The organism is Novipirellula artificiosorum (genome assembly GCF_007860135.1).
Taxonomy (GTDB): Bacteria; Planctomycetota; Planctomycetia; order Pirellulales; family Pirellulaceae; genus Novipirellula_A; species Novipirellula_A artificiosorum.
Genome location: NZ_SJPV01000002.1, coordinates 209,055 through 235,497, shown reverse-complemented (window position 1 = coordinate 235,497; position 26,443 = coordinate 209,055). Strand labels below are relative to the sequence as shown.

The 26,443-nt window shown below is 55.8% G+C and carries 18 protein-coding genes; 11 read left to right on the top strand and 7 right to left on the bottom strand.

Annotation, left to right across the window (positions count from 1 at the left end):
- The first annotated feature begins 37 nt into the window (after positions 1 to 37).
- Positions 38 to 1,831 (top strand): AAA family ATPase, encoded by a 1,794-nt coding sequence (locus Poly41_RS06675; RefSeq protein WP_146525159.1) that lies wholly within the window; start codon positions 38 to 40, stop codon positions 1,829 to 1,831.
- A gap of 109 nt (positions 1,832 to 1,940) precedes the next feature.
- Here the strand turns inward: Poly41_RS06675 and Poly41_RS06670 are convergent, their stop codons facing one another.
- Complete coding sequence (locus Poly41_RS06670) at positions 1,941 to 3,308, bottom strand: trypsin-like peptidase domain-containing protein (RefSeq protein WP_231615470.1); 1,368 nt, start codon at positions 3,306 to 3,308, stop codon at positions 1,941 to 1,943.
- Between the two features lie 271 nt (positions 3,309 to 3,579).
- A complete protein-coding gene (locus Poly41_RS06665; RefSeq protein WP_390621410.1) occupies positions 3,580 to 4,983 on the bottom strand; it encodes an ammonium transporter in 1,404 nt (467 codons plus the stop codon).
- A gap of 468 nt (positions 4,984 to 5,451) precedes the next feature.
- On the opposite strand from Poly41_RS06665, the gene Poly41_RS06660 reads away from it, so the two are divergent.
- The 4 genes from Poly41_RS06660 to Poly41_RS06645 all read left to right on the top strand — a co-directional run bounded on the left by Poly41_RS06660 (position 5,452) and on the right by Poly41_RS06645 (position 13,633).
- Positions 5,452 to 7,461, top strand: a complete 2,010-nt coding sequence (locus Poly41_RS06660; RefSeq protein ID WP_146525156.1) for a glycoside hydrolase family 32 protein — start codon at positions 5,452 to 5,454, stop codon at positions 7,459 to 7,461.
- A 153-nt stretch (positions 7,462 to 7,614) separates the two neighbouring features.
- A complete protein-coding gene (locus tag Poly41_RS06655; protein WP_146525155.1) occupies positions 7,615 to 7,998 on the top strand; it encodes a BlaI/MecI/CopY family transcriptional regulator in 384 nt (127 codons plus the stop codon).
- The gene (locus tag Poly41_RS06650; RefSeq protein WP_146525154.1) at positions 7,995 to 12,128 is read left to right on the top strand and encodes a M56 family metallopeptidase; all 4,134 of its coding nucleotides are present in this window, start codon (positions 7,995 to 7,997) and stop codon (positions 12,126 to 12,128) included. The genes Poly41_RS06655 and Poly41_RS06650 overlap by 4 nt, the downstream gene beginning before the upstream one ends.
- A gap of 209 nt (positions 12,129 to 12,337) precedes the next feature.
- Complete coding sequence (locus Poly41_RS06645; RefSeq protein WP_146525153.1) at positions 12,338 to 13,633, top strand: BBP7 family outer membrane beta-barrel protein; 1,296 nt, start codon at positions 12,338 to 12,340, stop codon at positions 13,631 to 13,633.
- 29 nt (positions 13,634 to 13,662) lie between these two features.
- Here the strand turns inward: Poly41_RS06645 and Poly41_RS06640 are convergent, their stop codons facing one another.
- Positions 13,663 to 15,192 (bottom strand): ASKHA domain-containing protein, encoded by a 1,530-nt coding sequence (locus Poly41_RS06640; RefSeq protein ID WP_146525152.1) that lies wholly within the window; start codon positions 15,190 to 15,192, stop codon positions 13,663 to 13,665.
- 187 nt (positions 15,193 to 15,379) lie between these two features.
- Here Poly41_RS06640 and Poly41_RS06635 point away from each other — a divergent pair, with 187 nt between their 5' ends.
- Genes Poly41_RS06635 through Poly41_RS06625 form a run of 3 tightly spaced genes read left to right on the top strand, consistent with a single transcriptional unit; the run spans position 15,380 to position 18,681 of the window.
- A complete protein-coding gene (locus Poly41_RS06635) occupies positions 15,380 to 16,582 on the top strand; it encodes a glycosyltransferase family protein (protein WP_146525151.1) in 1,203 nt (400 codons plus the stop codon).
- 41 nt (positions 16,583 to 16,623) lie between these two features.
- Positions 16,624 to 17,988, top strand: a complete 1,365-nt coding sequence (locus Poly41_RS06630; RefSeq protein ID WP_231615468.1) for an agmatine deiminase family protein — start codon at positions 16,624 to 16,626, stop codon at positions 17,986 to 17,988.
- A 3-nt stretch (positions 17,989 to 17,991) separates the two neighbouring features.
- A complete protein-coding gene (locus Poly41_RS06625; protein WP_146525150.1) occupies positions 17,992 to 18,681 on the top strand; it encodes a hypothetical protein in 690 nt (229 codons plus the stop codon).
- Between the two features lie 3 nt (positions 18,682 to 18,684).
- Here Poly41_RS06625 and Poly41_RS06620 read toward each other — a convergent pair whose 3' ends face one another.
- On the bottom strand, positions 18,685 to 19,491 hold the full coding sequence (locus tag Poly41_RS06620) for a phosphatidylinositol-specific phospholipase C/glycerophosphodiester phosphodiesterase family protein (protein ID WP_146525149.1): 807 nt from the start codon (positions 19,489 to 19,491) through the stop codon (positions 18,685 to 18,687).
- A 250-nt stretch (positions 19,492 to 19,741) separates the two neighbouring features.
- Between Poly41_RS06620 and Poly41_RS06615 the strand changes: the two genes are divergently transcribed.
- Positions 19,742 to 21,007, top strand: a complete 1,266-nt coding sequence (locus tag Poly41_RS06615; RefSeq protein WP_146525148.1) for an esterase-like activity of phytase family protein — start codon at positions 19,742 to 19,744, stop codon at positions 21,005 to 21,007.
- Between the two features lie 441 nt (positions 21,008 to 21,448).
- Positions 21,449 to 21,634 carry a hypothetical protein gene (locus tag Poly41_RS06610; protein ID WP_146525147.1) on the top strand — a complete coding sequence of 62 codons (186 nt, stop codon included), beginning with the start codon at positions 21,449 to 21,451 and terminating at the stop codon, positions 21,632 to 21,634.
- 293 nt (positions 21,635 to 21,927) lie between these two features.
- Here Poly41_RS06610 and Poly41_RS06605 read toward each other — a convergent pair whose 3' ends face one another.
- The 3 genes from Poly41_RS06605 to Poly41_RS06595 all read right to left on the bottom strand — a co-directional run bounded on the left by Poly41_RS06605 (position 21,928) and on the right by Poly41_RS06595 (position 25,190).
- Positions 21,928 to 22,380 carry an SEL1-like repeat protein gene (locus tag Poly41_RS06605; protein WP_146525146.1) on the bottom strand — a complete coding sequence of 151 codons (453 nt, stop codon included), beginning with the start codon at positions 22,378 to 22,380 and terminating at the stop codon, positions 21,928 to 21,930.
- 92 nt (positions 22,381 to 22,472) lie between these two features.
- Positions 22,473 to 23,462, bottom strand: a complete 990-nt coding sequence (locus Poly41_RS06600; protein ID WP_146525145.1) for an RHS repeat domain-containing protein — start codon at positions 23,460 to 23,462, stop codon at positions 22,473 to 22,475.
- A gap of 51 nt (positions 23,463 to 23,513) precedes the next feature.
- On the bottom strand, positions 23,514 to 25,190 hold the full coding sequence (locus Poly41_RS06595; protein ID WP_197231120.1) for an integron integrase: 1,677 nt from the start codon (positions 25,188 to 25,190) through the stop codon (positions 23,514 to 23,516).
- A gap of 663 nt (positions 25,191 to 25,853) precedes the next feature.
- Between Poly41_RS06595 and Poly41_RS06590 the strand changes: the two genes are divergently transcribed.
- Positions 25,854 to 26,360 carry a hypothetical protein gene (locus Poly41_RS06590; RefSeq protein ID WP_146525144.1) on the top strand — a complete coding sequence of 169 codons (507 nt, stop codon included), beginning with the start codon at positions 25,854 to 25,856 and terminating at the stop codon, positions 26,358 to 26,360.
- Positions 26,361 to 26,443: the final 83 nt, after the last annotated feature.

The window sequence follows — 26,443 nt, the reverse complement described above, 5'->3', positions numbered from 1 at the left end:
AACTGTTTCCTTCTCTCCTCGCTTTGGTCTTCTCGCGATGTCACGACTTACCGATGCTCAAATTATCGAATCGATTCGCTTGTATCGCGAAACGCTGAATGAAACAAAGTCGCTGTACATCGAAAGTGGCAAGTTGATCCGGGGCAGCTACGGTTGGCTTGGCGAGGAACCCGACGCCCATTCGATCGCAAGTCAAATGGATGATTTGCATCAAGGGCTGTTGATGAAGGTTTTTTCCGCCGTCGTTCCGGACGCCAGCAGTCGATCGATGGAGCAACGCCAACTGGGGCGTGTCTTGCTCGAGCACTTGTGGGGCAAATCGGTGATGGGCAACCAACTGCACGAAGCAGTCGATTGGTTGGTCACCGCATCCAAAGAATTCCAGTGGTCCGATTTGGTTCGCCCGTTCGTAGAAATTGCTGCGATTCGAGACCGTTGGGGTGAACTGGAGACGTTGGTGATGAGGATGGCGAATCTGCTCGCGTCGGTCGATGGGGACATGAGTGTCGCCGACAATTCGAACTTGGACTCGATGCGAGAACAGATGAAGGAGCTCGGCAGCGTGCCGGTTGTGGAGCACAACAGCCAAGCGGACACCGATAACGCTCGCGATGCACTCGTTTGGCTGCGAGCGGAGGCCAAGCGGCTTCGCGAAGGAGCGGGAGTCGCGGCAGCCGAGAAGCCCACTCCGACGCCTGGTCCGGGTGCAGCGCCGGCGCCGCGGACCGATGCCAAGGCAACGTCGCCGGATCTGGAACCGGTTGACGATCGCACGCCCGAACAGCGACTGGCCGAAGCACGGCAGAAGCTTGATCAGTTGATCGGGCTGCACGCGATCAAGGACCAGATCCAGACCTTGACCAATTTTCTAAAGATGGAAGCGAGACGCGAAAAAGAAGGCTTGCCGACGACTCGGCCAAGTTTACACATGGCGTTTGTGGGAAATCCGGGGACGGGAAAGACCACCGTGGCTCGGATCATCGCAGACATTTATGGGGCGCTCGGCATTTTGGACAAAGGCCATTTGGTGGAAACCGACCGTAGCGGATTGGTCGCGGAATACGCCGGGCAAACCGGCCCCAAGACCAATGCCAAGATCGATGAAGCTCTCGATGGTGTGTTGTTTATCGACGAAGCCTACACGTTGATCGACGAAAACGGGCAAGATCAGTATGGCCGCGAAGCGGTGCAAACGCTGCTCAAGCGGATGGAAGATCAACGCGATCGGCTGATCGTCATTTTGGCGGGCTACCCCGTCGAAATGCGAAAAATGATTCGCAGCAATCCGGGTCTCAGTTCGCGGGTCGGAACGACGATGCACTTTGATGATTATCCACCTGAAGCGTTGTGCCGGATTTTTGAATTGATCGCAAAGAAATCCAAGTACTCGATTCCTACCGAATCACGACGTCGGTTGCTGCGCGGTTTCACCTACCTTTACATCAATCGCGATCGCCACTTCGGCAACGGACGGACGGCAAGAAATAGCTTTGAACGCAGTGTTCGGCGTTTGGCGAATCGATTGGCGGTCATGACGGAGGTGAGCCGCGATCTTTTGACGACCCTTCAACCGGTTGACATCGAAGTGGCCGACATCACACAAGAACATCTTACGGCGATGGCCGGTGAGAAGGGAAACGTCCGCGTCCACTGCAGCCACTGCCAGCAATCGGTGGTGATCGACGATGCCATGCTGGGGACCACGATCAAGTGCGAAAGCTGTAACGAGAAGTTCGCAGCGGATTGGGGAGAACCGGTCTTGGAACTCCCTAAACCGGAAAATGGAAAATCCGACGAAGCGGATGGCGCCAAGGATGTGGTGGTGAAGTAGGGGAGATGAACTCCCCAGCAGGGCACGTTGGAGTCGTAGGCTTTAGCCGATTCAGCAAGGGTCCAGCACGCAATCGGCTAAAGCCTACCACTCCAACGAATAACCCGGGCTAGCGTGCGTAGCCTTCCACCATTTGCATGAATTCGGTTGTTGGCTCGGCAACCGTCATCACCTTGGAGGGGCCAGAGGGGTTGTCGCGATTGCGAATGATGATGATCACTTCCTGGTTCGGGTTGACCGTAAGGGCCGATGGCTGCATTGCGGATGCAGGTAGGCTTGCGGGAGCGACTGCGTGGTTCGGCAAACTCGCGATCCGCTGCGGTGGTGCCGCGTTCTGAGCAGCCAACATGCCACTCGGCTCCTGATAGAGTTTCGACAGATTCGCGCGGTCAAATTGCCAGTGGATCGTACCAGGGCCGGCGTAGATCCCAACATCGCCTTTGTAATCGGCAGCGTTGCAAACACCGATCAAACAGCCGGATGCGTCGAACAGCCCGCCGCCGCTACGACCATCGATCGGGGCGCCTTGGATTTCAAGGTTCGAAACACCGAGGTGTTGATCGTATTTGTCGATTCCCGTAATGCGTGTGTCTCGCCGTGAAGGATCGTCACCGCGGTCACACCCAAAACTGAAGGCGGTTTGACCATTTTGGACCTTCTCGTTCGCTCCGATCACTCGCACAGGCTGAATGGCAAAGCCGGGGCGGATCGCGACCAATGCGATGTCTCGGTCTTCCGCATCATAATCAATCACCTGGCCGATCACGGTACGTACCTCGCCACCGACGAACAAGTCGACTTCAATTTTTCCTTGACCCTTCGTTTCGCGGAACAGGTGTCCGCAGGTCAGCACAAGTGCTTCGTCGCCGTGCGTATCGACGATGGTTCCTGTACCCGCTCCGTAGCCTTTCCCGTCGTAGACTCGCAAGCGAACCGTCGCGGCTTGGGCTCGTTCAACTGCATCGGCAACACTGACGCTGGGCATCGCCTCGGCGGTTGCCGCTGACGCGGTCAAACTTGAACTGAAAGCCGCCGCCCCCATTGGCGCCAGTCGTGTTTGCGGGGTGGGATTGTGAGCGAGTGGTCTCGACTGAGACCCCGTGTCGATTGGGAGGCCAGCGGGGGAAACCGTAAGCGCCGATTGCAGTTGGGCCAGGGATTGAATGCCAACCAACCGAGTGGCTTCTTTTCCGTCGACCACCACCACGAAGGTTGGTGTTTGACGGATCCCGTATCGACGTGCGAGGTCGAGTTCGGATTGAACATCGACATGCCGAACCGGAACACCGGATTGTTCCAGCTGTGCCAGCACCGGTTGCATCGCCCGACAGGGGGGACACGTCGATGACGAGAAGTCAATCAAGATGGCATTGCGCAAGATGGCATTGGATGGTGAAGCCTGCACGATGGAGGCTTGCCACGCCAACGAGATGCCAATCACCAAAGCGGTCGCAGCTGCGATACAATTTCGATTCACCAGGCGTCCCTCCATGGACGTTTGGGGTAGTGTTCTGCGACGCGGCTAGGATTCGTGCATCCATGCTCGTTTCCTTAGGGGTCGCGTTGCGTCGGCGATGGTGCTTGAATCCGGCCGAGTTTGGCAAGGGCAATGGAACAGAAAGCTCCGTTACTTTAGTTTTTTTCCTGTTTCACGCCACGTTTTTGCAAAAAAAATCCCGCGAGACGAACTCGCGGGATGGAGGGTTTCTTTCAAAAAACCATTGCTGGCAATATGCTACGGCTTCATCTTAGGCGAACGTGTAGCCCTCTTCGCCATGATCGATGATGTCCAAGCCGCGTTGTTCGTGCTCAGCGTGTACGCGAAGCCCGATCACGCCATCAATCGCTTTGAGCAGAATCAGACTACCGATTCCGGCGAATGCATAGGTGATCAAAATGGCGACCACCTGTCCGATCAGCAGGCTGGGGCTCCCCGACTCGATGAGCCCAAGCGGCTGCCCCTCCGCAATATCCCAACAGGCGCGGGTCGCAAAGATCCCGGTCAGCAACGCGCCGAGGGTCCCGCCGACGCCGTGCACGCCGAACGCATCGAGTGCATCGTCGTATCGCAGAGCATGCTTCAACTTGCTACATGCCATGTAGCAAACGACTCCGGCAAGGGCTCCCATCAACAGCGCTGGCATCGGTTGGACGAAACCCGCGGCGGGTGTGATACAGACCAAACCGGCTACCGCGCCGCTGCTGGCGCCCAGTACGGTTGGTTTCCCAAGCACGACCCATTCGGTTAACGCCCAAGCGAGCGCGCCGGCGGCCGCGGAGAAGTGCGTCACGGCAAATGCGCTGCTGGTTAGTTCGTCGGACAGCAATTCGCTGCCGGCATTGAATCCGAACCATCCGACCCAGAGCATTGCTGCACCGAGTGCGGTGTAAGTCAGATTGTGGGGTTGAATCGGCTCACGCGGGTATCCCATCCGGGGACCGATCAGAATGGCAGCGACCAATGCCGAGATACCGCTGCTGATATGGACGACCGTCCCACCGGCGAAATCCAATGCACCGCCTGCGATTCCGGTTTCACCATAGGCGAGGATTCCGCCATCCCAAACCCAATGGCAAAGGGGGCAATAGATCAACAGGCCCCACAGCATCGAGAAGATCACCATCGCGCTAAACTTCATTCGCTCGGCAAAGGCACCACAGATCAGGGCAGGTGTGATGATAAAGAACATGCCTTGGAACAGCATATGCGTGAGCATCGGAATCGGAATGTCTGCAGAAAAGATCGGCGTCACCGGCATACCGGCCGCGTCATCCCAGTAGCGTTGAACACCGTTCATGAACAAGTGGTCCATGTTTCCAAGCCAGCGACCGGAGCCGCCGAATGCAAGGGAGTAACCGACCAGAGCCCACAACACCGTCATCATCCCCATCAAGAAGATGCACTGCATCATGACGCTCAAAACGTTCTTGCGGCGAACCAGCCCACCATAGAACATCGCCAATCCTGGAGCGGTCATGAACAACACCAGGGCACAGCTGGTTAGCATCCAGGCGTTGTGCCCGGCCAACGCCGCGTTGGCGATTGCCGCTTCAATGTCCAGCGGCGCTTCGACCGTATCGGCAACGACCGGCTCGGAGGCAGCCAGGTTTCCAACCGTGGCGTCTTGCGTCCAGCCAACGGGGACGGGAATGACGACGCAAGACAGCAGCGCCGCCAGCAACCAAACGTAGATTCTACCACTCACGATTCTCTCCTCAGGGAACGTTCGCTCGGGGCAAACCCCGTTCGCCAGCCGAGCCATTTTTGCCGTGATCGCACTCGTGCCGAGCCGCCTTCAGGCCCCCAAAAACTGGGGGCACCCTGCACGGAGTGTGTTCGTAATTCCACTATCTAGGTGCCGCCGTGACACCCGCTACGGCCTAAGAGGATAGACAGATTGTGGTTGGTTTAGAAGCCCTCAAACCCGCTGGACGTGGCCGCTCGGAAGCTCGCGGTAGCTGAGCGAGGACGGTACAATCGCCGGTTTAACGCCTCTCGGCTTGCCATCACCCTGCTCTCGACCCGTGATCCCGAGAATTCTTGTTTTCCGCCGATACAGCGAACTCCAAGCGGAAGCACGCAAAAGATGCCCACGCCGCCCTTAGAAAAGGCCTGAACGATGATCCTAGTTTTGCTGCTCGTGTTGCTGGCTGCTGTTCCTGTGGTCGCCCAAGACGTCATCATCGCTGACTTCGAAGGTGACTCCTATTCTGGGTGGGCGATTGAAGGCAGCGCCTTTGGTACGAGGCCCGCTCGCGGCGAATCTCTCGGTTTCCTTGGGTACCGAGGTGGCGGCGTGGCGAACTCGTTTGCCACCTCGGACGAAGACGTCGGATCACTGACGTCAGCTGAATTTCAAATCGCTCAGCGCTATATCGTGATGCTCGTTGGAGGCGGCAAGCAGGCAAACGGGCAGCGAGAAAATCAGGCGGCGGTAGAGTTGCTCGTCGACGGTCGAGCGATCCGGACCGCCACGGGCGACAACTCTGAAACCTTGCGATGGCACAGCTGGGACGTTGCCGGGCTAAAAGGCCAATCCGCGCAAATTCGAATTTTTGATAACGCCAGCGGTGAGTGGGGGCATATCTGTGTCGATCATATCCTGCAAAGTGAATCCCCTCGCGCGGGCACCGGAGTTTGGCGCATCGAGGAATACCGGAGTTCAGCAGACTATTTCCAAGAACCGTTCCGTCCCGGTTTCCATTTTACTCCGGAACTAAATTGGATGAACGATCCGAATGGTTTGACCTACTTTGGCGGTGAGTACCACTTGTTTTACCAGCACAATCCGCTCGGCAACGTCTGGGGACACATGAGTTGGGGACACGCGGTTAGCAAAGACATGTTCCATTGGGAACACCTGCCCATTGCAATGTACGAAGAAAACGGAGTGATGGTTTATTCGGGTAGCTGCATCATCGATCACAACAACACCAGCGGTTTTGGAACAGGCGACGAACCACCGATGATCGCCATTTACACCGGGCACAGCGATGAACGTGAGACGCAAGACATCGCATACAGCAATGATCGTGGACGAACATGGACCAAGTATGGAGAGAATCCCGTCATCGATCTGGGCAAGAAGGACTTCCGTGATCCTAAGGTGTTTTGGCACCCGCCCTCGCAAAAGTGGTGCATGGTGGTCTCGCTGGCACGTGAAAAACGATTGCAGTTCTACGCTTCCCCCGATTTGAAGAACTGGTCCCTGCTCAGTGAGTTTGGTCCCGCAGGCGTTCGTTCCAAATCCAACTGGGAATGTCCTGATTTGTTCGAGCTGCCGATCGAAAATGAACCTGGGCATACACGTTGGGTGTTGGAGGCCGATATGGGAAACGGTGCCGTCGCGGGAGGTTCCGGTGGCGAGTACTTTACGGGCATGTTTGATGGCCAGACGTTTCGAGCGGACTCGACCGACTCGAAATGGGTTGACTATGGTCGAGATTTCTACGCTCCGGTGACTTATTCCAATTTGCCTCGCGACGATGGACGTCGGGTCTGGGTCGGATGGATGAACAATTGGTCGACGGCACTGAACCCAACCTACCCGTGGCGAAGTGCGATGTCGGTTCCGCGAGAGTTGAGCCTTCGGCGCATCGGCGACCAGTTGCGTCTGTGCCAACGCCCCGTCGCGTCGATTGAGTCACTGCGGAAGGAACCGATGCTGATCTCGAACATGGAAATCGAGGATGGGGATACCACTCTCAGCGCGCGCGGCCAGCAACTGGATCTGATGCTCGTGATCGATCCTGGCACGGCTCGTAGGTTCGGTGTCCGAGTGCTGAAGGGGGATCACGAACAAACCGAGATTGGCTACGACATGGCTACCGAGTCGCTGAGCGTGGATCGGACCCAATCGGGCAATGTGAAGTTTCACCAGGATTTTTCGGGCAAGCACGCTGGGCCACTCGGGCTCGACCCGAACGGGCAAGTGCGGCTCCGACTGCTCGTCGATCGGTGCAGCGTTGAGGTGTTTGGAGGTGAGGGGGAAACCGTCCTCACCGACCTCATTTTTCCGAGTGCGAGCAGCGATCGAATTGAGCTGTTTGCAGAGGGAGGCAGGGCGACCGTGGTTGACGGGCAGGTTTTCCAGCTTGACGCATCCATGGGGCCAAACGCGAATCCGTAATCTCGGCACCCTGTCACGAGTACTGCCCCGTGATGCCGCTTCAGGGGCATTCTTTTCCAGAAATGCAGATTCTTCTGCACATTGCGGGTTGACCGCAGGCTGAATGTGTAGGAGAATCTGCACATCAGCTGCCTTGTCACACAGGAGCCAAGTATGTCGCAGTTCACTGCTGGCGAACTCGAAGTCATGCAGATTCTTTGGGAGCATGGCGAATTGAAGCCGGCCGAAATCCAGGCGGTGTTCCCTCGCGAGATCAAGAACCCGGCCTTGCGGTCGGTTCTTGTCATCCTTGTCGACAAAGGGCACGTCTCGCGGCGGCAAGTCGGCAAGGCGTTCTTCTACAAAGCGAGAACGCATCGCAATCGCGCGTTCCGCAGCATGCTCCGTGAACTGGCGGACCAATTCTGTGAAGGTTCGACGCGAACTCTGCTGTTCAATCTCGTCCAATCCGAAAAACTGTCGGACGATGACATCGCTGAATTGGAGCGGTTAGCAAAAGACAGTTCTCCCCTCAAAGAGAAACGGAGTGAATCATGATCACGCGTACGAGCTTCACGGAACTGACGCATGCGGTTGTCGACGCCCCCTGGTGGTTCACGGTTCTTTGCAAAATGACCGTGGTTTTGCTACTCGCCTGGATCCTGCACTTGCTGCTGCGCGACAAGAATCCTCGCTGGCGAGTGCTGTTGTGGCGAGCCGCGGTCGTTGGCGTCTTGGTCGTTTCCGGTCTGGACGCACTGCGTTTCACGTCGCTTTCCTTGACCGTCGCAGCGCCGGAAAAGATCGTTACCACCGCGTCGGTTTCGCTTGAGCACAATCCGCACGCTTCGTTTACCCTCGGACCGATCAGCAACACCTATCCGAGCCCGCTTTGGCAATCGCCGATGCGAATGCCAGAAGCGGTCTCCGCAGAGCCTTCTCCGGTGCGGAGCCCTGTATCCGCGAGCAGCACGGAGGCAACCGCAGCAGAACGGGTTTTCTCGATCGCGAGCATTCCGAACGGGCTGTGGCTGATTTGGCTTATGGGGGTCGCGGCGTTTTTGTTGCGTTGGGTGACGTCGCTGCGACGGCTGCAGAAAATGGTTGCGGATTCCCGAGCAGTGCCTGATTGGATCAGGCAGGAAACGTGGCGACTTTGCGACGAAATGGGGATTCGAACGTGTCGCGTTGCAGAGGTGGATCGGGTGGGTTCGCCCTGTCTTGGCTGGACCACGACGGGACCGATTTTACTGATGCCCAAGTCGATTGCTGCATCCGCAGACCGCGACGAAATGACGGCCATTTTGACTCACGAGCTATCGCATCTCTACGGTCATGATTTGTCCTGGGCTTGGCTTGTCAACGTCGTCAGCGGTCTGCTTTGGCCGCATCCGCTTTGTTGGCGCATCGGTTCGGCACACCTGACCGCCTGTGAAGACGCCGCCGACGCCGAATCCGCTCGGCGACTGGGTGACACCGACCTCTATTCGCGGACGTTGGCGAAGGTTGCGCTCAGCGTCGCTCGCCATCCTCGCCCGGTTGGATTGGCCATGGCTCGCATCAGTGATGTCCGCCGTCGCCTCGATCGAGTCAAGCGAACGTTTCGCCAATTGCCCCTGCGTCGCCGCACCATCGCGTTGAAGCTGGGGGGCGCTTCCTGTGCGTTTCTGTTGCTCGGAGCGATCCGTTTCGTCCATGCCGATCCGCCGTCGGAAACAGCGACGGCAGTCAATGTGGGACAAGAGTCGGAGCGTTTGCTCGTCGTTCGCGTTGGCGATGAGGATGGCAAACCGATCGATGGAGCAGCGCTGCGTGCTTGGTACGATGCCGAAAAGATCGAGCCCCAGCAACGAGGCGATGGGCGATACGAAGTGTCGTTTCCCCACGACGCAAGACATCTGCGTCTCGACGCCACCGCACCCCGCCGGGTTCCTCATCTAGCCGCCTGGCACCATGCCGACTTGGACACCGAACTTGGCGACGAATTCCATTTTACGCTGCCAAAGGGAACGGTGATTCGTGGTCAAGTCCATGACGAAGCGGGAAATCCGATCGAAGGAGCGACCGTATCGGTATTAGATTCCACGGGCATGAAAGAGCGTATTCGCCCGCAACCCTACGTCTACGACTATCCGGTGCAAACCGATGCCGAAGGCCGCTGGGTTTGTGACGTGATGCCGAAGCAGTTCTCGGAAGTTTCATTGAAACTGACCCATCCCGATTTCATCAGCGATTCAATGTTCAGCGAAACCGCGGGGCAGGTATCGATCGAGTCACTGCGGGACGGCACTCATCGGATGGTGATGAAAAAGGGAGTCACCGTAGCGGGGAAAATCGTCGACTCCGATGGCGATCCGGTTGAAGGAGCGGTGGTATTTCAGGGTAGTGATCGGCTCGGATCCGACTATCCGAAAACGGAGACGAACGCGGCCGGGGAGTTTGCGTTCGAGCAATGTAAACCCTCCGGATTCGCTGGGATGATTTTGACGGTCGTTGCAAAACAGTTTGCACCCGAGCTAGAAGTCGTTCAGGTCAGGGAGGCAATGGAGCCGATCGCGATCACACTCAAGCCGGGGAAAACGCTGCGTCTTCGTACGGTTGGACCCGACGGCGAACCGCTTGCGGGCGTTCATGTTTTCGCCGATACATGGCGAAGCCACCGTTCGCTAGCCGATGCTGAAATTCATGGCGAAACCGACGCCGACGGAGTCTTCGTTTGGGAGAACGCACCGGAAGATGAAATTGAATTCGATTTGCTCGCTCGTGGGTACATGGACAAACGCAATACCAAACTGACCGCTCGCGACGAACCGTATGTCTTGCAGTTTGCTGAGCCGTTGATCGTCACCGGCAGTGTCGTTCATGCGGACACGAAGCAACCGATTAAAGAGTTCGAGGTGATTGACGGCTACAAGCTCGATACCGGTGGTCCGATGATGTGGGACCATGAGAGCAGCAGACGTGGGAGAGAGGGGCGTTTTCAGAGTCGTTTCGACTATCCTTATCCGGAATACTCCGTGCGAATCGAAGCAAAGGCATTTGAACCAGCGGTTTCGCGATTACTTCAACCGGACGAGGGTGACGTCGAGCTGGACTTTGAACTCAAGCCAGCTGTTTCCGAAGCGGACGTCTCGGATCAATATCATTGGGATTGCACCACCGAGGACAAAGAGACGGGCGAGAGAATCGCAGGGGTGAAGATTTCTTGGGAGTTCCGAACGCACCATGTAAACGCTGACGGTGAGCAGACGCTGTGGAAGAAAGCATTCGTTTCCGATCAAGACGGCCACTACAAGGTCAGCGTCCCCAAGTCAATCGTCGACGCTGCCATGGCGTTGGTCGGTATCGAATACTCGCACCCTGAATACTTGCCCCGTCGTGATTCTTTCTGGCCGCTGCGTATGCCGGATGATCCCGTTGGTAAACAAATTGATCACCGACATGCGAAGCTGGAACCAGGCGTGAAGGTGTTTGGGAAAATGATCCATCCGGATGGATCACCCGCGAAAGACGTGCCGGTGATGTTTGCTCGAAATCGCGAAGGATTCGGTGATGGGAACGGTGGCTACGCGCATGGCTTCTGGACGCGAACCGACAACGATGGAAACTATCAGCTTTTCACTCGCAACACTTGGCCTCAGCGGATTCATTGGTTCCCAACCGAGTATGAAGCGAACTCAAAAGCGACAACCAAGACGTTTGGGCAACAACCGACGATTCGATTGAAACCAGGATTGTCGCTTGTTGGAAAGGTCATCGATGCGGAGGGCCAGCCGATCGAAGGAATCGTGGTTCGAGCGGTTACCGGGACACGCGTACCGTTGATGTTTGCCACTTCGAACGCGGCAGGTGTGTTCCGGTTCACTCCGTTGCCAGCGGGCGAGTATGGTTTGATTCCCGTCAAACGTTACCATGACAATCGAAGCGGTGATTCGCTCACAACGAAGCTACCCTATCCGATTCCGTCGATTCGCTATGAATTGAAGGACTCGACGAGTTCATCTGATCCCAAGGCGGTGATTCAGGCAGCGCCGCTGGTCAAGATCCCGGTGGAAGTGGTCGACGGTGACGCGATGCCGATGAGTCACGCCCGTTTGTCGATCGGTTCCCTAGGTGATTTCGGAAATGCCGTGATGGCGGAGCCGATTGAAGGATCGCCTGGGAAATTCGAGTTTGTGTTCCCCAAAGGTCGGTACATCCGTGACTTGGCGTTTCGCTGTTCGATGGGAGACGCAGCCTTGTATCAAATGAACCTCGATCATCCGCCGACGGCTGCCGAGGCGATCGTGTTAGGGAAAGCAGAAGACGACTTCCCAGCCATCCGGGTGACGGTACGACCGGCGGCCACGTTGACGGTGAAGGTTCGCACGGCCGACGGCAAGGCACCGACCGAAGCGATTCAAGTCAACGGTCACTACGGCCCCGAAACGCAAACAAGAATTGAGGATGCGGAAAGAGCAAATCGGGATCCACAGGCCCACTTCATGGCGCCTCGCTATTTCCAATCCAATCCCGCGGGCGAGCCATTCAACACCACGTTCAAGCAAATCACGCCCGGCGAACCCTTTGTCGTCAGCCTACGTTCGGCGCACTATACCGCCGAGCCGACGACGGTCGTGTTAGGCGATGGCGAATCGAGGCAGGTCGAGATTTTGGCAGCGGTGAAGGAGGAGATGGAAGAAAAGTAGCCTTGTAAAGGTCTCGCTGGTCCCTTCGACGTGGCCAATCAACCGCATTCTCCGTTGGCGTCCTGGTCGATCGTCTCACCGGGTTTTTTCGCTCCCTTGCCCGGTGAAAACCTCTTGACATCAAGGCGGCGAATTTCCGAGTGTCGGCAACAGCTGCCAGCGTTCTTGAGAAAAACTGGCAAAAGTATCTGAAAAGGGAGTTTGCTTCTGTGTCCGCTCGGTTGTCCATGATCGCGATTTTCGTGAGTACGGTGCTCGCGATTGCTGCCACCGGCACCATCAGGGCTCAAAGTCCGTACCCGCCTGGCTATCCAAACATGGCTGCGGGGGGGCCGCCCATTAGCGATCCCTATGCCATGTCGAGTTACAATTCCCAGGCTAACTGGCTGCCGCAGATGCCGTCGTTTTCCCTTCCGACGGTGTCGGACCGATTGTATTGGCGTGCGGAGTACCTGGCTTGGCGGGCTGACGGAATGGAAACGCCACCGTTGGTCACGACCAGCCCCGCGGGAACACCACAAAATCAAGCCGGCATCCTGGGGATGTCTGGAACTTCCGTCCTGTTCGGTGGAAACGAAATCAACAACGATATCGCCAATGGGTTTCGAACACGGGCTGGACTCTGGTTGACCGCGCAGGGGACCTGGGGCATCGAGGCCGAGTACTTTATGCTCAATGGAGACAATGATAGTTATTCCGCCAGCGGCAGCGGGGCTCCGATCCTTGCTCGACCTTTTTTCGATACGACCAACGATCGACAAACCGCTCAATTGGTTTCTTTTCCCGGTTTAGTGAACGGTTCGGTTGCCGTCGGATCCGATTCCGATCTCAAATCGTTCCTGATCAATGCGCGTGCATCCATGTTGCCAATCTATCCAACGATCTGTCCTCCGGATGGGGCGCAAGACCGAGTCGATTGGATCATCGGTTACCGCTACTTAGAACTTGATGATCGACTGGGTGTCACGGAAAATCTCGAGTCTCAAGTTCCCAGTGCACCGGGAACGATTGCGCTTTCGGAAGCATTTGAAACACAGAATCAATTCAATGGGTTGCAGCTTGGAGTCGTCTATCAGGCGAACTTCAATCGGGCATGGCTCGAGTCGATGTTGCGCGTCGGTGTTGGCAACAACAAGCAAAAGGTGAGCATCAGCGGTTCGACTGCGATCACGGAACTTGGCGTCACAGACACCTATTCCGGTGGCTTGCTCGCGCAAACCAGCAATATCGGGACCTACGAACGCACGGATTTTTCGATGGTCCCTGAAATTGGGTTGACTCTCGGATTTCGGTTCACACGTTGTTTGCACGGCACGATCGGTTATTCGCTCATCTACTTTCCCAACGTCGTTCGAGCGGGTGACCAGATCGATACCCGCGTGAACCCCAACCTGATTCCCGAGCCGAATTTGCCCATCAGCGGTTCGCAGCACCCTGCATTTTCTTTTGTCGAAACCGATTATTGGGCACAAGGGCTAAGCCTTGGTGGCGAGCTGCGGTTTTAGTGCCCCCTTCCATTGAGGGGATCATCGGCTCATGAAGGGAAATGCATGTGGCTGACATAGACGTCCATAAAATGAACGTCTTCGCTCAATCCAAACCGTTCCACGCGAGAGCAGATCCTTGCGATCCGGTTGTCGGTCCCACCATCCGATAGCAAAATCGTTTTGGCTCCGCGTAGCGCCGTGTTGCCCATCGCGCTGACCTTCGTTTCGTCGCACGTCAACAGCCCGAGCTGTACCGCGTTGTGGATATCCAAATAGTTCCCAAACGCACCGCACAGGAAATAGTCAGCGACGTCATCCACCGTGTGGCCCAGCTTTCCCAGCAGGATTTCGACACCTGCCGCAATCGCTCCCTTGGCCAATTGTAGTTCTCGGATGTCGCATTGATGCAGGGATACAGGATCTTCTAAGTTCAGACGTACCCCTCCGCGAACCCATCGCCCGCTGGGGTCCACATCGCCGATTCGTCGAGCACTGGCAATCGCGTCGATCAAACCGCTTCCGCAGATCCCCTTGGCGGGCACGTTTCCGATCACATGGCATTCATATCGCGTTCCAACGTCGCGCACCCGGTCGATCGCACCTGCTGCGGCACGCATGCCCATTTGTATCTTGGCGCCTTCGAAGGCTGGCCCCGCTGCGGTAGCGGCACCTAGCATGCGATGTCCATCGGATACGATCATCTCTCCGTTGGTCCCCAGATCGACAAGCACCTGCAATCGATCCGATTGGTCCATGCCCGATGCGATCACTCCGGCCAACAAGTCGCTGCCGATGAACCCGCCCAAGCAAGGCAGAAATCGGACAACAGCAGAGTTCGACAGGTTCCATCCCAGCTCCGCTGAGGTTAATCGTTGCTCAGCAAGACGTGGTGAATCGAACGGACACGCGGCCAGTGGCGACAAGTCATGACCGCAAAACAGATGATGCATCACCGTATTCCCAACGATGATGATCTCGAGCAACGGTTGAGTGCTTTCGAGGTTGGCGGTGGCATCTCGGCAAAGTTGCTCAACCATGTTGCCAAGGGCGTCGTGAATCATTGCTTTCAGTCGATCACCGCCGTTGCCGTTGCCGTTGACCGCGTATTGCACACGGCTCATGATGTCGGCGCCGTGGCGGGTTTGTGGGTTCAGACCCGAGTGAAATGCCAACACATTCCCCGTCGACAGGTCGACCAATTGAGCGGCGATGGTGGTTGTTCCCAAGTCGATTGCGATGCCCCAACCAGGGCGGGGGGAAACGGCGACAGCAGTGTCATCCATCAAGACGGAAGCATCAAACTGAGCCAGTTGGATGGATACATCCTTTGAAACGTTGGCGCAGCACGCCAACCGCCATCCTTCGGCAACCGCTTGTTGGCCCAATTGAGCGACGTCTTCCGTCGAGGTGTCAAGCTCGCCTCGGATCACGCGGACGCGACACTTGCCACAGGTGCCATTGCCACCACAAGGAAACTCCATGCCCTGCTCGAAAAGCAAGTCTTGTAGCGAGCTGCCTGCGACGGCAACCAAGACTTGGTTGGCTGGCTGCAGGGTGATTTGTACGTCGCGAGTCACGAGTGGTTCCTTTCTCGGCCGATGATCAGGCCATTCGGGTTGAACGAGCGGCGATAGGGGGCCCCGAGCGGTAGCTCGCTTGGAGTGAGGCCGCACGACACTGCGTACTATACCGTTTTCTTGCCGTGCGTTATGGTGATGTCACCCTTGGATTGATGGCATCCTCGTTCCCCGAGAGATTTGAAGTATGGCCGATTTTTATCAACATGATTTGATCACCACGATCCATGACCTGCGTACCGGTCAGCTTTCCCGGCTGGAGGATACGCTGCGTGCATCGACTCAGCAAAACAAGATCGGTTTGGTGTTGCCGGTCACGGCATCGGACATGCGAGCCGAACCGTTTGAACGAATTGTTCAGGAACTCTCAGGGGCGGACTACATCGATACGATTGCTGTATCGCTTGGCGTTGCTCCGGAATTGGCCGACTACGAGGAGACTTGCCGGAAAATCGCGCCGCTCGGTGATCGTGCGAGAGTGATTTGGACGGATGGCGATAAGATCCAAGCGTTGTATTCGGAATTGATCGACGCGGGGATCCCTGTCGATACACCGGGGAAAGGACGCAGTGTTTGGACGGCCTTTGGCTACTTGTTGGCTGACCCTCAAATCGAAACGTTCGTACTGCATGACTGCGACATCGTCGATTACGATCGTTTTCTGTTAGCAAGATTGTGTTTGCCGATGGCACATCCGGCGCTCGATTTCGAGTTCTGCAAAGCCTACTACGCGAGAGTCACCGACCGAATGCACGGCCGGGTTGTGCGTTTACTCGTAGCACCGTTGATCCGGGCTCTACTGCAGACGTTTACCGATAGCAAATTCATCCGTTTTCTTGCCAACTTTCGCTATCCGTTGGCGGGTGAATTTTCACTCACGCGAAACTTGGCACGCACCAATCGAATCCCCAGCGATTGGGGGCTGGAAGTCGGCACGTTGGCCGAAGTGTTTCGTAATACCTCGCACAAACGGGTTTGCCAAGCCGACCTATGTAGGCTTTATGAACACAAGCACCAAACGATGTCACTGGACAACAAGACTGCGGGTTTGATCAAGATGGCGACCGATATCATGACAACCATTTATCGAACCTTGGCCAGCCAGGGCGTGGTGCTGGGAGGGGCGACGTTCACGACGCTGCGGTCCTCTTACATGCGAATTGCTCAAGATTGTATTCGACAATATGCCGCCGATGCTTTTGTCAACGACTTGTTTTATGATCGGCATAGTGAAGAAGCGGCAATTGAAGCGTTCGCCGAATGTGTGACGGCGGCCGGTGATGATTTCCGCGCCGATCCGAACGGTGCCGCTGCCATTCCGAATTGGACGCGTGTTCGAGCTGCACTTCCTGATTTCGCGGAACGTTTGCGAGAAGCCACTCAGAATTGACCTCTTTTTTGCGTTGTTGCGGTTTGCCCGATAGCCGGTGGGTGAACACGAACTACAATGATCGGGTCAGCCACCGCAGCAATGTCGGGGCGTTTTTATCCCTGTTGTATGCGTCGTCTGTTATGGTCAAGGCCGTTTGCATCGTTTGTTGGTTGACCGGAGTCACCCTTGGCTTGTGTCAATCGGCACTGTGTCAAGGGTACGCGGCGTATCCGGTCGCCAGATCCTCTCAACCTCGATCCTTGGTTTCGGCCGTCGAACAGCTTGCAATCGAAGCGGGCAAAGCCAATGCGCATCGTCGCTACCCTCGGTTGCCGGGCGAATTTGAGCCGCAACGAGCGTTGCTGCTCAGTATCAGCGATTGGCAGCCTCATCATGCCTATGTGCTACAGCAGATCGTTGAAAAAGCCGCCGGTCACACCAATGTATTGATCCTGTGCAACAACCCAGATCAATTGGCCAGGGTGGTGGGTTGGTTGCAGCCAAGTGGATTACCGAACGAGCATGTCTTTTTTTGCGAGATCGAACTGGACACCATTTGGTTGCGTGACTTTGGTCCGATGCTGGCGGAAACGGAAACAGGCACCCAGTCGATCGATTTTTTCTACGAAGGATCACGGCCCAAGGATGATGCGTTACCGGTTATCTGGGCCGAGCGAAGCGGCTGCGAGTTGGTGACCGTGCGTTGGACCATTCAGGGCGGCAACTTGCTTAGCAATGGCGGGCGGTTGGCTTTGACCACCGAGCGTATCTTCGAGGACAACGCGATTCAGTTTCCCTCTCCGTGGCCTGGACTCGATCCTGAAATCGAGCGTCGCAAGATGGTGATCGAGGAGTTCACCAAGGCCTGCAACTTGACGGAGTTGGTCGTTTTGGAGCCGCTGCAACAGGAAGCAACCAAGCACGTTGACATGTTCACAACGTTCTTGGCGTTCGATCAGCTCGTTGTTGCACGACTCGATCCACGCAGCGACCCGATCAATGCCGCGATCTTGGACCGTAATGCCGCCCGGCTTGCGCGTGTCCGCGTCGAAGGCAAACCGCTCAACGTGCATCGTCTCGATATTCCGCCAAGAAACGGGACATCATGGAGTGCTTATACCAACGTGATCCTCGCCAACGATTTGGTTTTGATGCCGGTGTTTCAATCCGATCCGCCCTTCCTGATCGATCGAGCCAAACGAGCTTATCAATCCTTGTTGCCGAACCATCGTGTCGAAACGGTCGACATGACCAGTCTGAAAGAACTGCAAGGGGGGCTGCACTGCCTTTCCTTGAACCTGCCTTCTTTTGCGCCGATTCCTGATAAAGTCATCCGTTTTGAAACGGCCGCCAAATTTTACGAGTCCATGAAATCGCCCTCCGATCCCCGTGCAGGGCTACTCACTCCTTCCACACCACGATGACTGATGAACGCGTCTACTAATCATCCCGACGGCGAACGATTTCGATGTAAGGTCTGTGGGACGCAGAGCGTGATCGATTGCCCGTTTCCGCCTGGCGACACCGTTTGCCCTGCCTGTGGGTGCCACGTTTGGGTTCGCGTTGACGGCACGCTCCATGACAAGACGCTCCATGACAAGACGCTCCATGACAGGACGCTTCATGGCGGGGATGGCAACGAGGAAGGAGAGCTCCGCGAAGAACCCGTCGAGCTGCATGAGACGGTGGCGACGAAGATCAGCATGTTCAATGCAGAGCTACAACTGCGAGCGAAGACGGCGGATCACAGCGCCGAGGATTTGGCTGCGTTTGTGGTCAACGGGTTAGTCCATACCATGGCTGCTCGCGGTGCGACGGTCTGGAAGGCGAATTTATCCGCCGAACCCGTTCGAATCGCCGAGTGCAACGAAACCGCAAGTTCCGAGCTTGCAGTGGGCGTGATTCAATCCGGTTCCTCCGTGCTCCAAGATCGTCGCACGGACCTCGCCGAGGTTCTGTGGATTGGAGTGCCCCTTCTTCGTGACAACCGCGTGGTCGGAGCCATCGAAGTGGTGCAACGCGAACAGCCTTCAGAAGTTGTTCGCCAAGGTTACGGTCAATACGTTGAACGGGTCGCGGCGACGATGGCAACAAGTCTCGCACTGGCAACCTGGTAGCGATCAATCGATCGGTTGTTGCTGGATAAAACGTTGCAACTGGGTCAGGTGATCCGTGTTGATCAAATCCACCTTGGCATCAAGCAGTTCCTTCCAGACGTTTTCCTTTTCCGGTGTGGCCCAGAATCGAATGCGACGTTGTTGCTGATGAGCTTTGGCAACCCAGTCCCGCAATTGTTGTCGTTCGTCTTCGGGCATCTCACCTTCACCCTGCCACTTGAAATGCGATCCCCATCGGTCGCTGATCATTGGCAGGACGTCACTCGACACGTCACGGTCCAGATCCGCAATTCGGCCATCCATCCCCATCAGCCGCTCCGGATCGGAGAAGATTAGCGATTCGGCCCGATTTCCACTGACGATCACCGTCAAAGCTCCGCGGACTCGTTGGTCACCGTCGACCGTACGGGTCAACAGGGAACGGTAATCTTTCAGTGTCTTTCGCAGCAATTGATACGTTGCTTCTGCGTCGTCTTTGACATCCACAAACAAGGTGAGTTCAGGACCGCTGCGGTACACGCGGCCGTCGTTTTGAGTGATTCGATCGCGAAGCGGATCGAGATAGAGCGAGCGAAGGGTTTTGCCTGCCTGAATCTCGTTCTTTGCGTGAGCGACCATCAACTCACCATCAACGGAGAAGACGTCCGCTTCGACGCTGCAAAATCCATGGTCGAGCGCGTCTTGCAGTGGCCGGTTGCGAGTGTAGTCGTTATGCGAATGTCCACATCGAAGCGGCTCTGCCGAGGGAGCGATCGCCGACAGGGCGAATACCAGCGGAAACAAGAGCAATAATCGGGGAGATTGATTCATCAAAGGTCACTTTCAAAGCGAAAAAGAAGGAAGGCGATGGTTCGTTTCGCCAACACCTGGGTGGGAACGGTGCCATCACTGCATGGGGCGGCTTTCGAAACACAATAAATCATAGGTTCCAACTGTAAAACCGGCCCGAGTTTCTTCATCCAATCTTAACGCGTTCTACGTTTGCCGGTGATCATCGATCCGTACGCTCACGGCGTTGGTTCGAGTAGCAGTGGAAAACTCTTTGCGAGTGGAAGTTAAGATGAAGTTCAAACAGTCGCTGGTGTTGTTGTTCGTGGTTCCTGGTATCGTAGCCGCGTTGACGCCCGCGGATCTGGGTGCCGAGGCTCCTGCTGCATCCCACGTGGCGACGACCCGTCGGTCTAGCCATCCCAAGGGGGGCATTGAGTTGATTGGCGTGGTCCGGCTTGACGGGACGATGCATGACAAAAGCGGCCTGACGCAAACCTTGGAAGACGGTAGTGAATCGGATCGCTTCGGCGGTTTGTCCGCGATGGACTATACCGGTGTCGGGGATCGGTTTCTGCTTCTCGCCGACCGCGGTGTGGGCGATGGTGAGGTGACCTATCCCTGCCGCTTTCATGAAGCAGATTTAGTCGTTGATCCCGCAAGCAAAACGATTCATTTTCAGTTGATTGCGACACGGATGCTGTCCACCTTCTCGGGTGCTCCGGTTGTCGGCTCTTTGATTGCTCACGATGCTGATTTGCATACCGCCAATGGCACCCACATCTGGACCGCGATGGATCCCGAGGGAGTCCGGCGATTGTCAGACGGTTCGATCCTGATCTGTGACGAGTATGGACCACACTTGGTGATCGCCGATGTGGCAGGTCAGATTAAATCCGAGTTGGAAATCCCCGAGCGGTTTCGATTGAAGTCGCCGATCGGTGGAATCTATCAAACAGGGGTGTACCCCAACCGTGGGCTCGAGGGGGTTGCGGTGAGTCCAAGTCAAAAACGCTTTATGGCCATCTTGCAAAGCCCGCTGGTTCAAGACGCGATGATCCGAGATGGTAAATGCTTGGGGCTAAATTGCCGCTGCATTGTTCTGGATGCGGTGGGCAAGTCAGGTTTTGTGGAGCGTGAATATGACTACCGTCTTGATGACCTTGCAAATTGCGTGAGCGAAGTCTTAGCGATCGACGAGGATCGTTACCTGGTGCTCGAACGCGATGGACGTTCTGGTTCGGAAGCGAAATCGAAGCGGATTTATCTTGTCGATACGGCGTTGGCCACTGATGTAGCGGGAATCGAATCGATGCCATCGGAGGCAGTCCCCGAACGGGTGCTCCCCGTTTCCAAACGTCTTTGGCTGGACCTGTTGGACCCCCAATTTGGTCTGGGTGGCGACTTGGCCGCAGAGAAACCCGAGGGAATCTGCTGGGGGAAAACGTTGCCGGATGGCCGCCGCACGCTCTGGGTGTGCTGTGATAACGATTTTGAACCGGCGCACAAAAGCGAGATTTACTGCTTCGCGATTGATACCGAAGCGATCCGCCACTGATTCGGCTAGGCATCGTAAGCGTAGCGTTCTTTCACCGTGCCGCCGCCATCGGTTAGGGCGATGGTGCTGTACTGTTGGGATCGATCGAAAGGTCTGTGGCGGTTTCGTCTTCTTGTTTGCGATTGAGGCGGCGTTTTGCGGCAACGCCGCCATGCCGAACGACAGCAAGACGCTGGCGATCTTTGATCGTCGCGCCTTGCGTCCTTTTTGGTTCCCGCGTGCGTGTGGGCGCGAGGAAGGTTTCGGTGCTGGAGGGTGACTGACATGCAGTCCAGTTTAACCGATCTGCGCTCGTTGCAGCTCTGCGTTGTGAAACGCTGCCAATTCTGTCAACCGGTCGCTCTACCTCCTCTGAGACAGAGAACCTTTTCGCGACAGTTCTATCGCAATTCACCGTCTCGGTGGTTCATCGGAGTTTTTTGACAGGACGTCCTTCGCCGAGTGGTCACCGCACAGCGTCGAGCCAAAACTCGCAACCTGTTGATCCGATCCTTGGCGTGTGGCGTCATGAAGCTGGATGACCCCGTCATGCAGTTGGTCCGCATTCGTTTCGCCGAGTTGGTCGAAGCGGAGCAGGAGTCATCGCAATCACGTGGTCCACCTGAAGAAAAGCGAGCAGACGGATGAAGCCAATCACTCTCCGCTGCTTCCTGATGTCCCCGCACAATCGGCGAGCAAAAGCACGGTCAGAATCGCTGCACGCACTGGCAGTGAAAACGAACCCAAAACCGTTCGCAATTCGACACAAACAGGCGACAAATCCATTCTGGCTCAAGGTGAAGCAACAGACCCGAGCAACGCACAAGAGAGGCGAAGCCATCGACGCCCTAGTCACACTGGGTCGTCTTCACTGACCAAGGCAAGTTGCCACGTCTAGGCAACCAAAAAGAAAACGCGAGAACAGAATGAACTGCCTCGCGTTAGGGAGTGGGATCGTCAGGGTTGCTTATTTCTTGAACGGCAGACGTTTCCCAGGTACCTTCTTCATGTGTCAATATGGCTAGGTACTGCAATGCATCTACGTGCCCTTGATCTGCCGCTTTTCGAAGCCAATACGTTTCATCTGACTTGTCAAAATCGTAGTTATTCATTGCTGTTTTCGGGAACCAAGCAATAAACATCCCTATTCGGTATGCTGCGTCAGCGTCGCCGTCCTCTGCTTTGCGTCGCAACGCAGCAAGCTGTCCTTCACTCAACATAAACCTCCCCGATTTGGAATCCACAGTCGCTGACCGATTGTATAGAGAGCTTGGTTTCATCGGATCCTCCGGCTTCGAACAGGAACCGAAAAGCAGAATAGATGAAGCGATACAAATGGTTTCCCAACCAAGAGAGGCATTACATTGACTTTGGGATTTGCGTAGTGTCAGCATTGCTGATTATCTCTCCGTTTTACAGGTGCAACAGTCACGATGCAGTTTATTGAAACTAGGCTTAGGCAGTGCAAACATAGATAAGGGATAATCTATGCCGGAAGGCCAAAATTCGAAGAGTACTTATTGTTGGAAATGCCCTTCGACGGCTTTCCCTGAACGGGACCTCTAAGGGGCATTGCTGGGTTTCCGTTCGGGGGCGTGGGGAATGGCCACACTACATTCTTATCTTCATCGACAAACTCGGTATAGTCAAAGTCTACGTTGATTAGCAAACCCATGGATGTAATTGTGAAGAAGTGATACTCGCAGTGGGCCTCCGCGGCCCAGACCGTGGAGCCAGTCCCGTTTGCAAGGTTTTGACACATTTTCTTGTTCTTCCCCGCATCGCAAACCAAAAGGAGAATGGGCATGCCAGGTCGGAATTTGGACAAGCTCTTAACCCGCTCTATCAATTCTGGTGAGTATATCGGTTCGTTATCACTTCCTTTGATGATTCCATTTGGATAACCGTGTCCACCGATGACTATTTTTCCTCCATCAAAGGGCATGTCCCGGGCAACCGCATGAAGCGGATCGTCCTGAGGAAATAGGTTTATGTCCACGCCCCTCGGCGACGGCAAAAAGATCTCTGATATCTCGTGTCCAAACGGATCATAATTAACGATTGGCCTCGACCCGACGTACTCGTAAACATTCCAAGGACTCCCCTCAAACCCGATCGGATCTCTGGAGCAGAATCTACCGGCGACCGGATCGTACATCCGCGCCCGGTAGTGATACAGGCCTAACGCTTCGTCGTACTCGCGGCCCGTGTACGTGTAACGGTTGTTTTCTGACGAAGTAGCTAGCTGCGAGAGGCTAGCGTCGAGCGTCGTAGGTGTTCCGTAGGCGTCGTAGGCGTAGCGTTCCTTCACTGTTCCGCCGCCATCGGTCAGTGCGATGATGCTGTACTGTTGGTTTCGGTGGTAGTAACGTAAGCCGCCGCCACCGTCACTTATGATCGGTTTGTCGGCGTAGCTCCATGTCGAGCGTTTTGGCTCGGGTGGGCAAGGACGGCGGGACGGGGCAAAAGCGACCATCTCGATATTCCAGCAGGCGGGAATCGCGTTTGCATGTCACTACGACGTTGATCAGCCACTTCGGAGATTCGTGGCGCTGCGACCAAACGACGGTAGCCAACTTCGTAGCCAGCCCCTCCGTGCCGATCGGCTTTCACATGAGCTCCGCTGCGTGATCGATCGGCGGAGTGCGTCAGGCAGTACGGTGGGAGTGGTGGTTCTCGCCTTGACTCTCGTTGCGGGGTCCGGCGAAGTGTTAGAACGAACTGGCCCACTCTGGCTACGCTCCTCGATCGGATGAACTCGCAGTCTTCGGCAAGCAATCGGTTTTGAGCAATAGCTCGTTACCTTCTGGCCTTGCCGTCCTGCGAGGCCCACGGATGGCTCACCGGCGTCGCTCCCCGTAGACGGCAGTGCGGACTCACGGTGTGATCCTTTCGCCAATCGATCGAGTGGACTCACTACGCGGATGTCTTCTCGGTTGATCACATGCGTGTAGATCATCGTAGTCTTCACATCGCTGTGCCCCAGTAATTCTTGGATCGTCCGAATGTCAGTACCGGCCCGTAACAGATGGGTTGCGAACGAGTGTCGAAAAGTGTGTGACGAGATATGCTTGGAGATTCCAGATCGTTCAACCGCCCGCCGCAAATGGCTCGGGAAGGTGTCTCGGTGAAGGTGATGGCGGTGCATCGCGAACGAGTGCGGATCTCGCGAGAGGCGGGCCGATGCGAACACGAACTGCCAACGAAACTCCCTTGCAGCCGACGGGTACTTTCTAGCCAAAGCAAAGGGTAGCCATACCGAGGCCACGCCGTCTTCCAAATCTTGCTGGTGCAGAACATGCCGGGATCGCACCATGCGACGCAGTGGCTCTATCAACTCATCGGGCAGCGGAACGAGTCGGCTTTTATTCCCTTTCGATTGATGGATCTCGATCAGCGAGTTCTCAAAATCAATGTCCTTCACCCGCAACGCCAACGCCTCGCTGATCCGCATGCCACACCCGTACAACAGCTTCGCGATCACCAGTGAAACGCCCTGCATTTTGCCCAGCACCTTTTCAACTTCCTCATAGCTCAGCACGGTCGGGATCTGTTTTCCTTTCGAGGCGCGGATCGCCTGAATGCGGCCAATATCCCGCTTGAAGACATGTTGAAAGAGAAACAGCAAAGCGTGAAACGCTTGATTCTGAGTCGAAGGAGCCACGTTGCCATCAACCGCCAAGTCGGTCAGATGAGCCTCCACGTCCGCCCCGCCGATGCAATCAAAGTCAGCCAGGCATTTCAGTGCCCGTTCACTCATAAACGCCTTCACTTTGCCAACGTAGGCTCGTTCGGTCGCATACTTCTTGCCATCACGACGCAGTGCTCTGCGGTACTGTTGGATCACATCTGGTTCCCGCGAGTTGATTTTGCTGACGACCTCCTCGATATCCTCGGCATCCTCTTCGCTGACTCGTTCCGTCACGACGACTTCTTGGAGCTTTTCACGGACCGGAATCAAGTCATCCAGCGGGCGCTTCTGCACCAGTCGTCGGTAGTCCATCAGGCCCCTTACCATCATCAGTCGTTTCCAGGCCGGAGCACCGCTGCGCAGCTTTGCCCGCGAGAAAGCAATCACGTCATCCACAGTGAATTGCCAATCGCCTTGTCCCGATTGCCGATGGAACGAGGCGAGATGCGAGAACCAGATCTTTGCCCATTTCAGTTCCCGCTCTTCACGGCAGGATCGCTCAAACACAGCCATGACGCACCTCGCCACCGAAACGTCATCTGCGAGCGTCAACGGACCAGCCAGTCGCGTAATCCGCACAGGCGATGACGGTCAATTTGATGGAAACTCCTCCTCAATCGGTCGGACTTCCGATACGAAGGTCCGCCCTCTCCCATATGCAACTATATCTCTTCCAGCATTGCTGAAGGGGGGGTGCGAGTTCAGTTCGGTTTGGTTCAAGCGTGATCGCTACAGCGCAGAGCAGGCTAAAACCCAGTGTTTTGTTCCGACATGTTCTCGCTTTGCGGAATCCGCCATCAAGGCTGCGTGCCAGTGTGTGATTGGACACTTGAGTGAACAGCTCGTTGCCCCGGCGGCAGCTGCGGCAGTTTGCCTCTCCCCTCTTTAGACGTGTCATGTAATCGTCCTTACCACAAACAGACGCCCTTATGTTGGCAATTCCAATCACACCCGAATGTGAATTGACACCAGCGTTGGAACCAGTGAGAATACTGAAAGAGGCGATCTCACCTCCCCGGCGAGAATACGCAGTCGACCGGCGAGAATACGTGAGTGCCACCCACGGCACCGAAGGTGAATCCGGTGAGAATGGTCTCCCCTCAGGGAATATCACCGGTCCTTCAGCTGATATACAAGTTATCGCACTGATGCGACTGTGTGCTGATGGCCAACTTCATGTCTGAATCGAAATCGAATCCGTATCAGCCTCCGTCAACCGTTGATGACTCCCGATACAGCTCAGGGGTTTGGAAAGCGATCGGACGTGTTTGCGTCTTGATTTACGGTGTTCTATTCGGGTTGTTTTGTATCGCCGGAACCATCGACGACATTTGGAGCCGCGAGCCGATTATTGAGACCGTCTTCTGGATTGCGATGAGCGTTCTGACAACCTACGGCGTTTTCGCGCTAGCAATTCGACGGTGGCGCATGCCCAAGCTTGACACATTCTGGCGGTACTTCGCGGTTGCTTTGCCGTTTCTCACCTACCTTGGCGCTGCCTGGGAGATATACCACCAACCCGCGCTGCCTCCAATTGAGTTCTTCGCTGTACTTGTGATGTTCGTTATAGTAACAACGCCGGGCTTGGTATTTAACTGGATGGTCAGGCACCGGATGAATGTCCCGAATCACGGAATGCGATCTCCAGGAACACCTCTCACCGACCCCGCATCGGAAGGGTGAGTGATTGCTTTTCGCGATGGATATTTCCGCTTGTTGTTTCATTTTGAAAACACTGGTGCATCGAGTTGCAGTGATTTACCGTT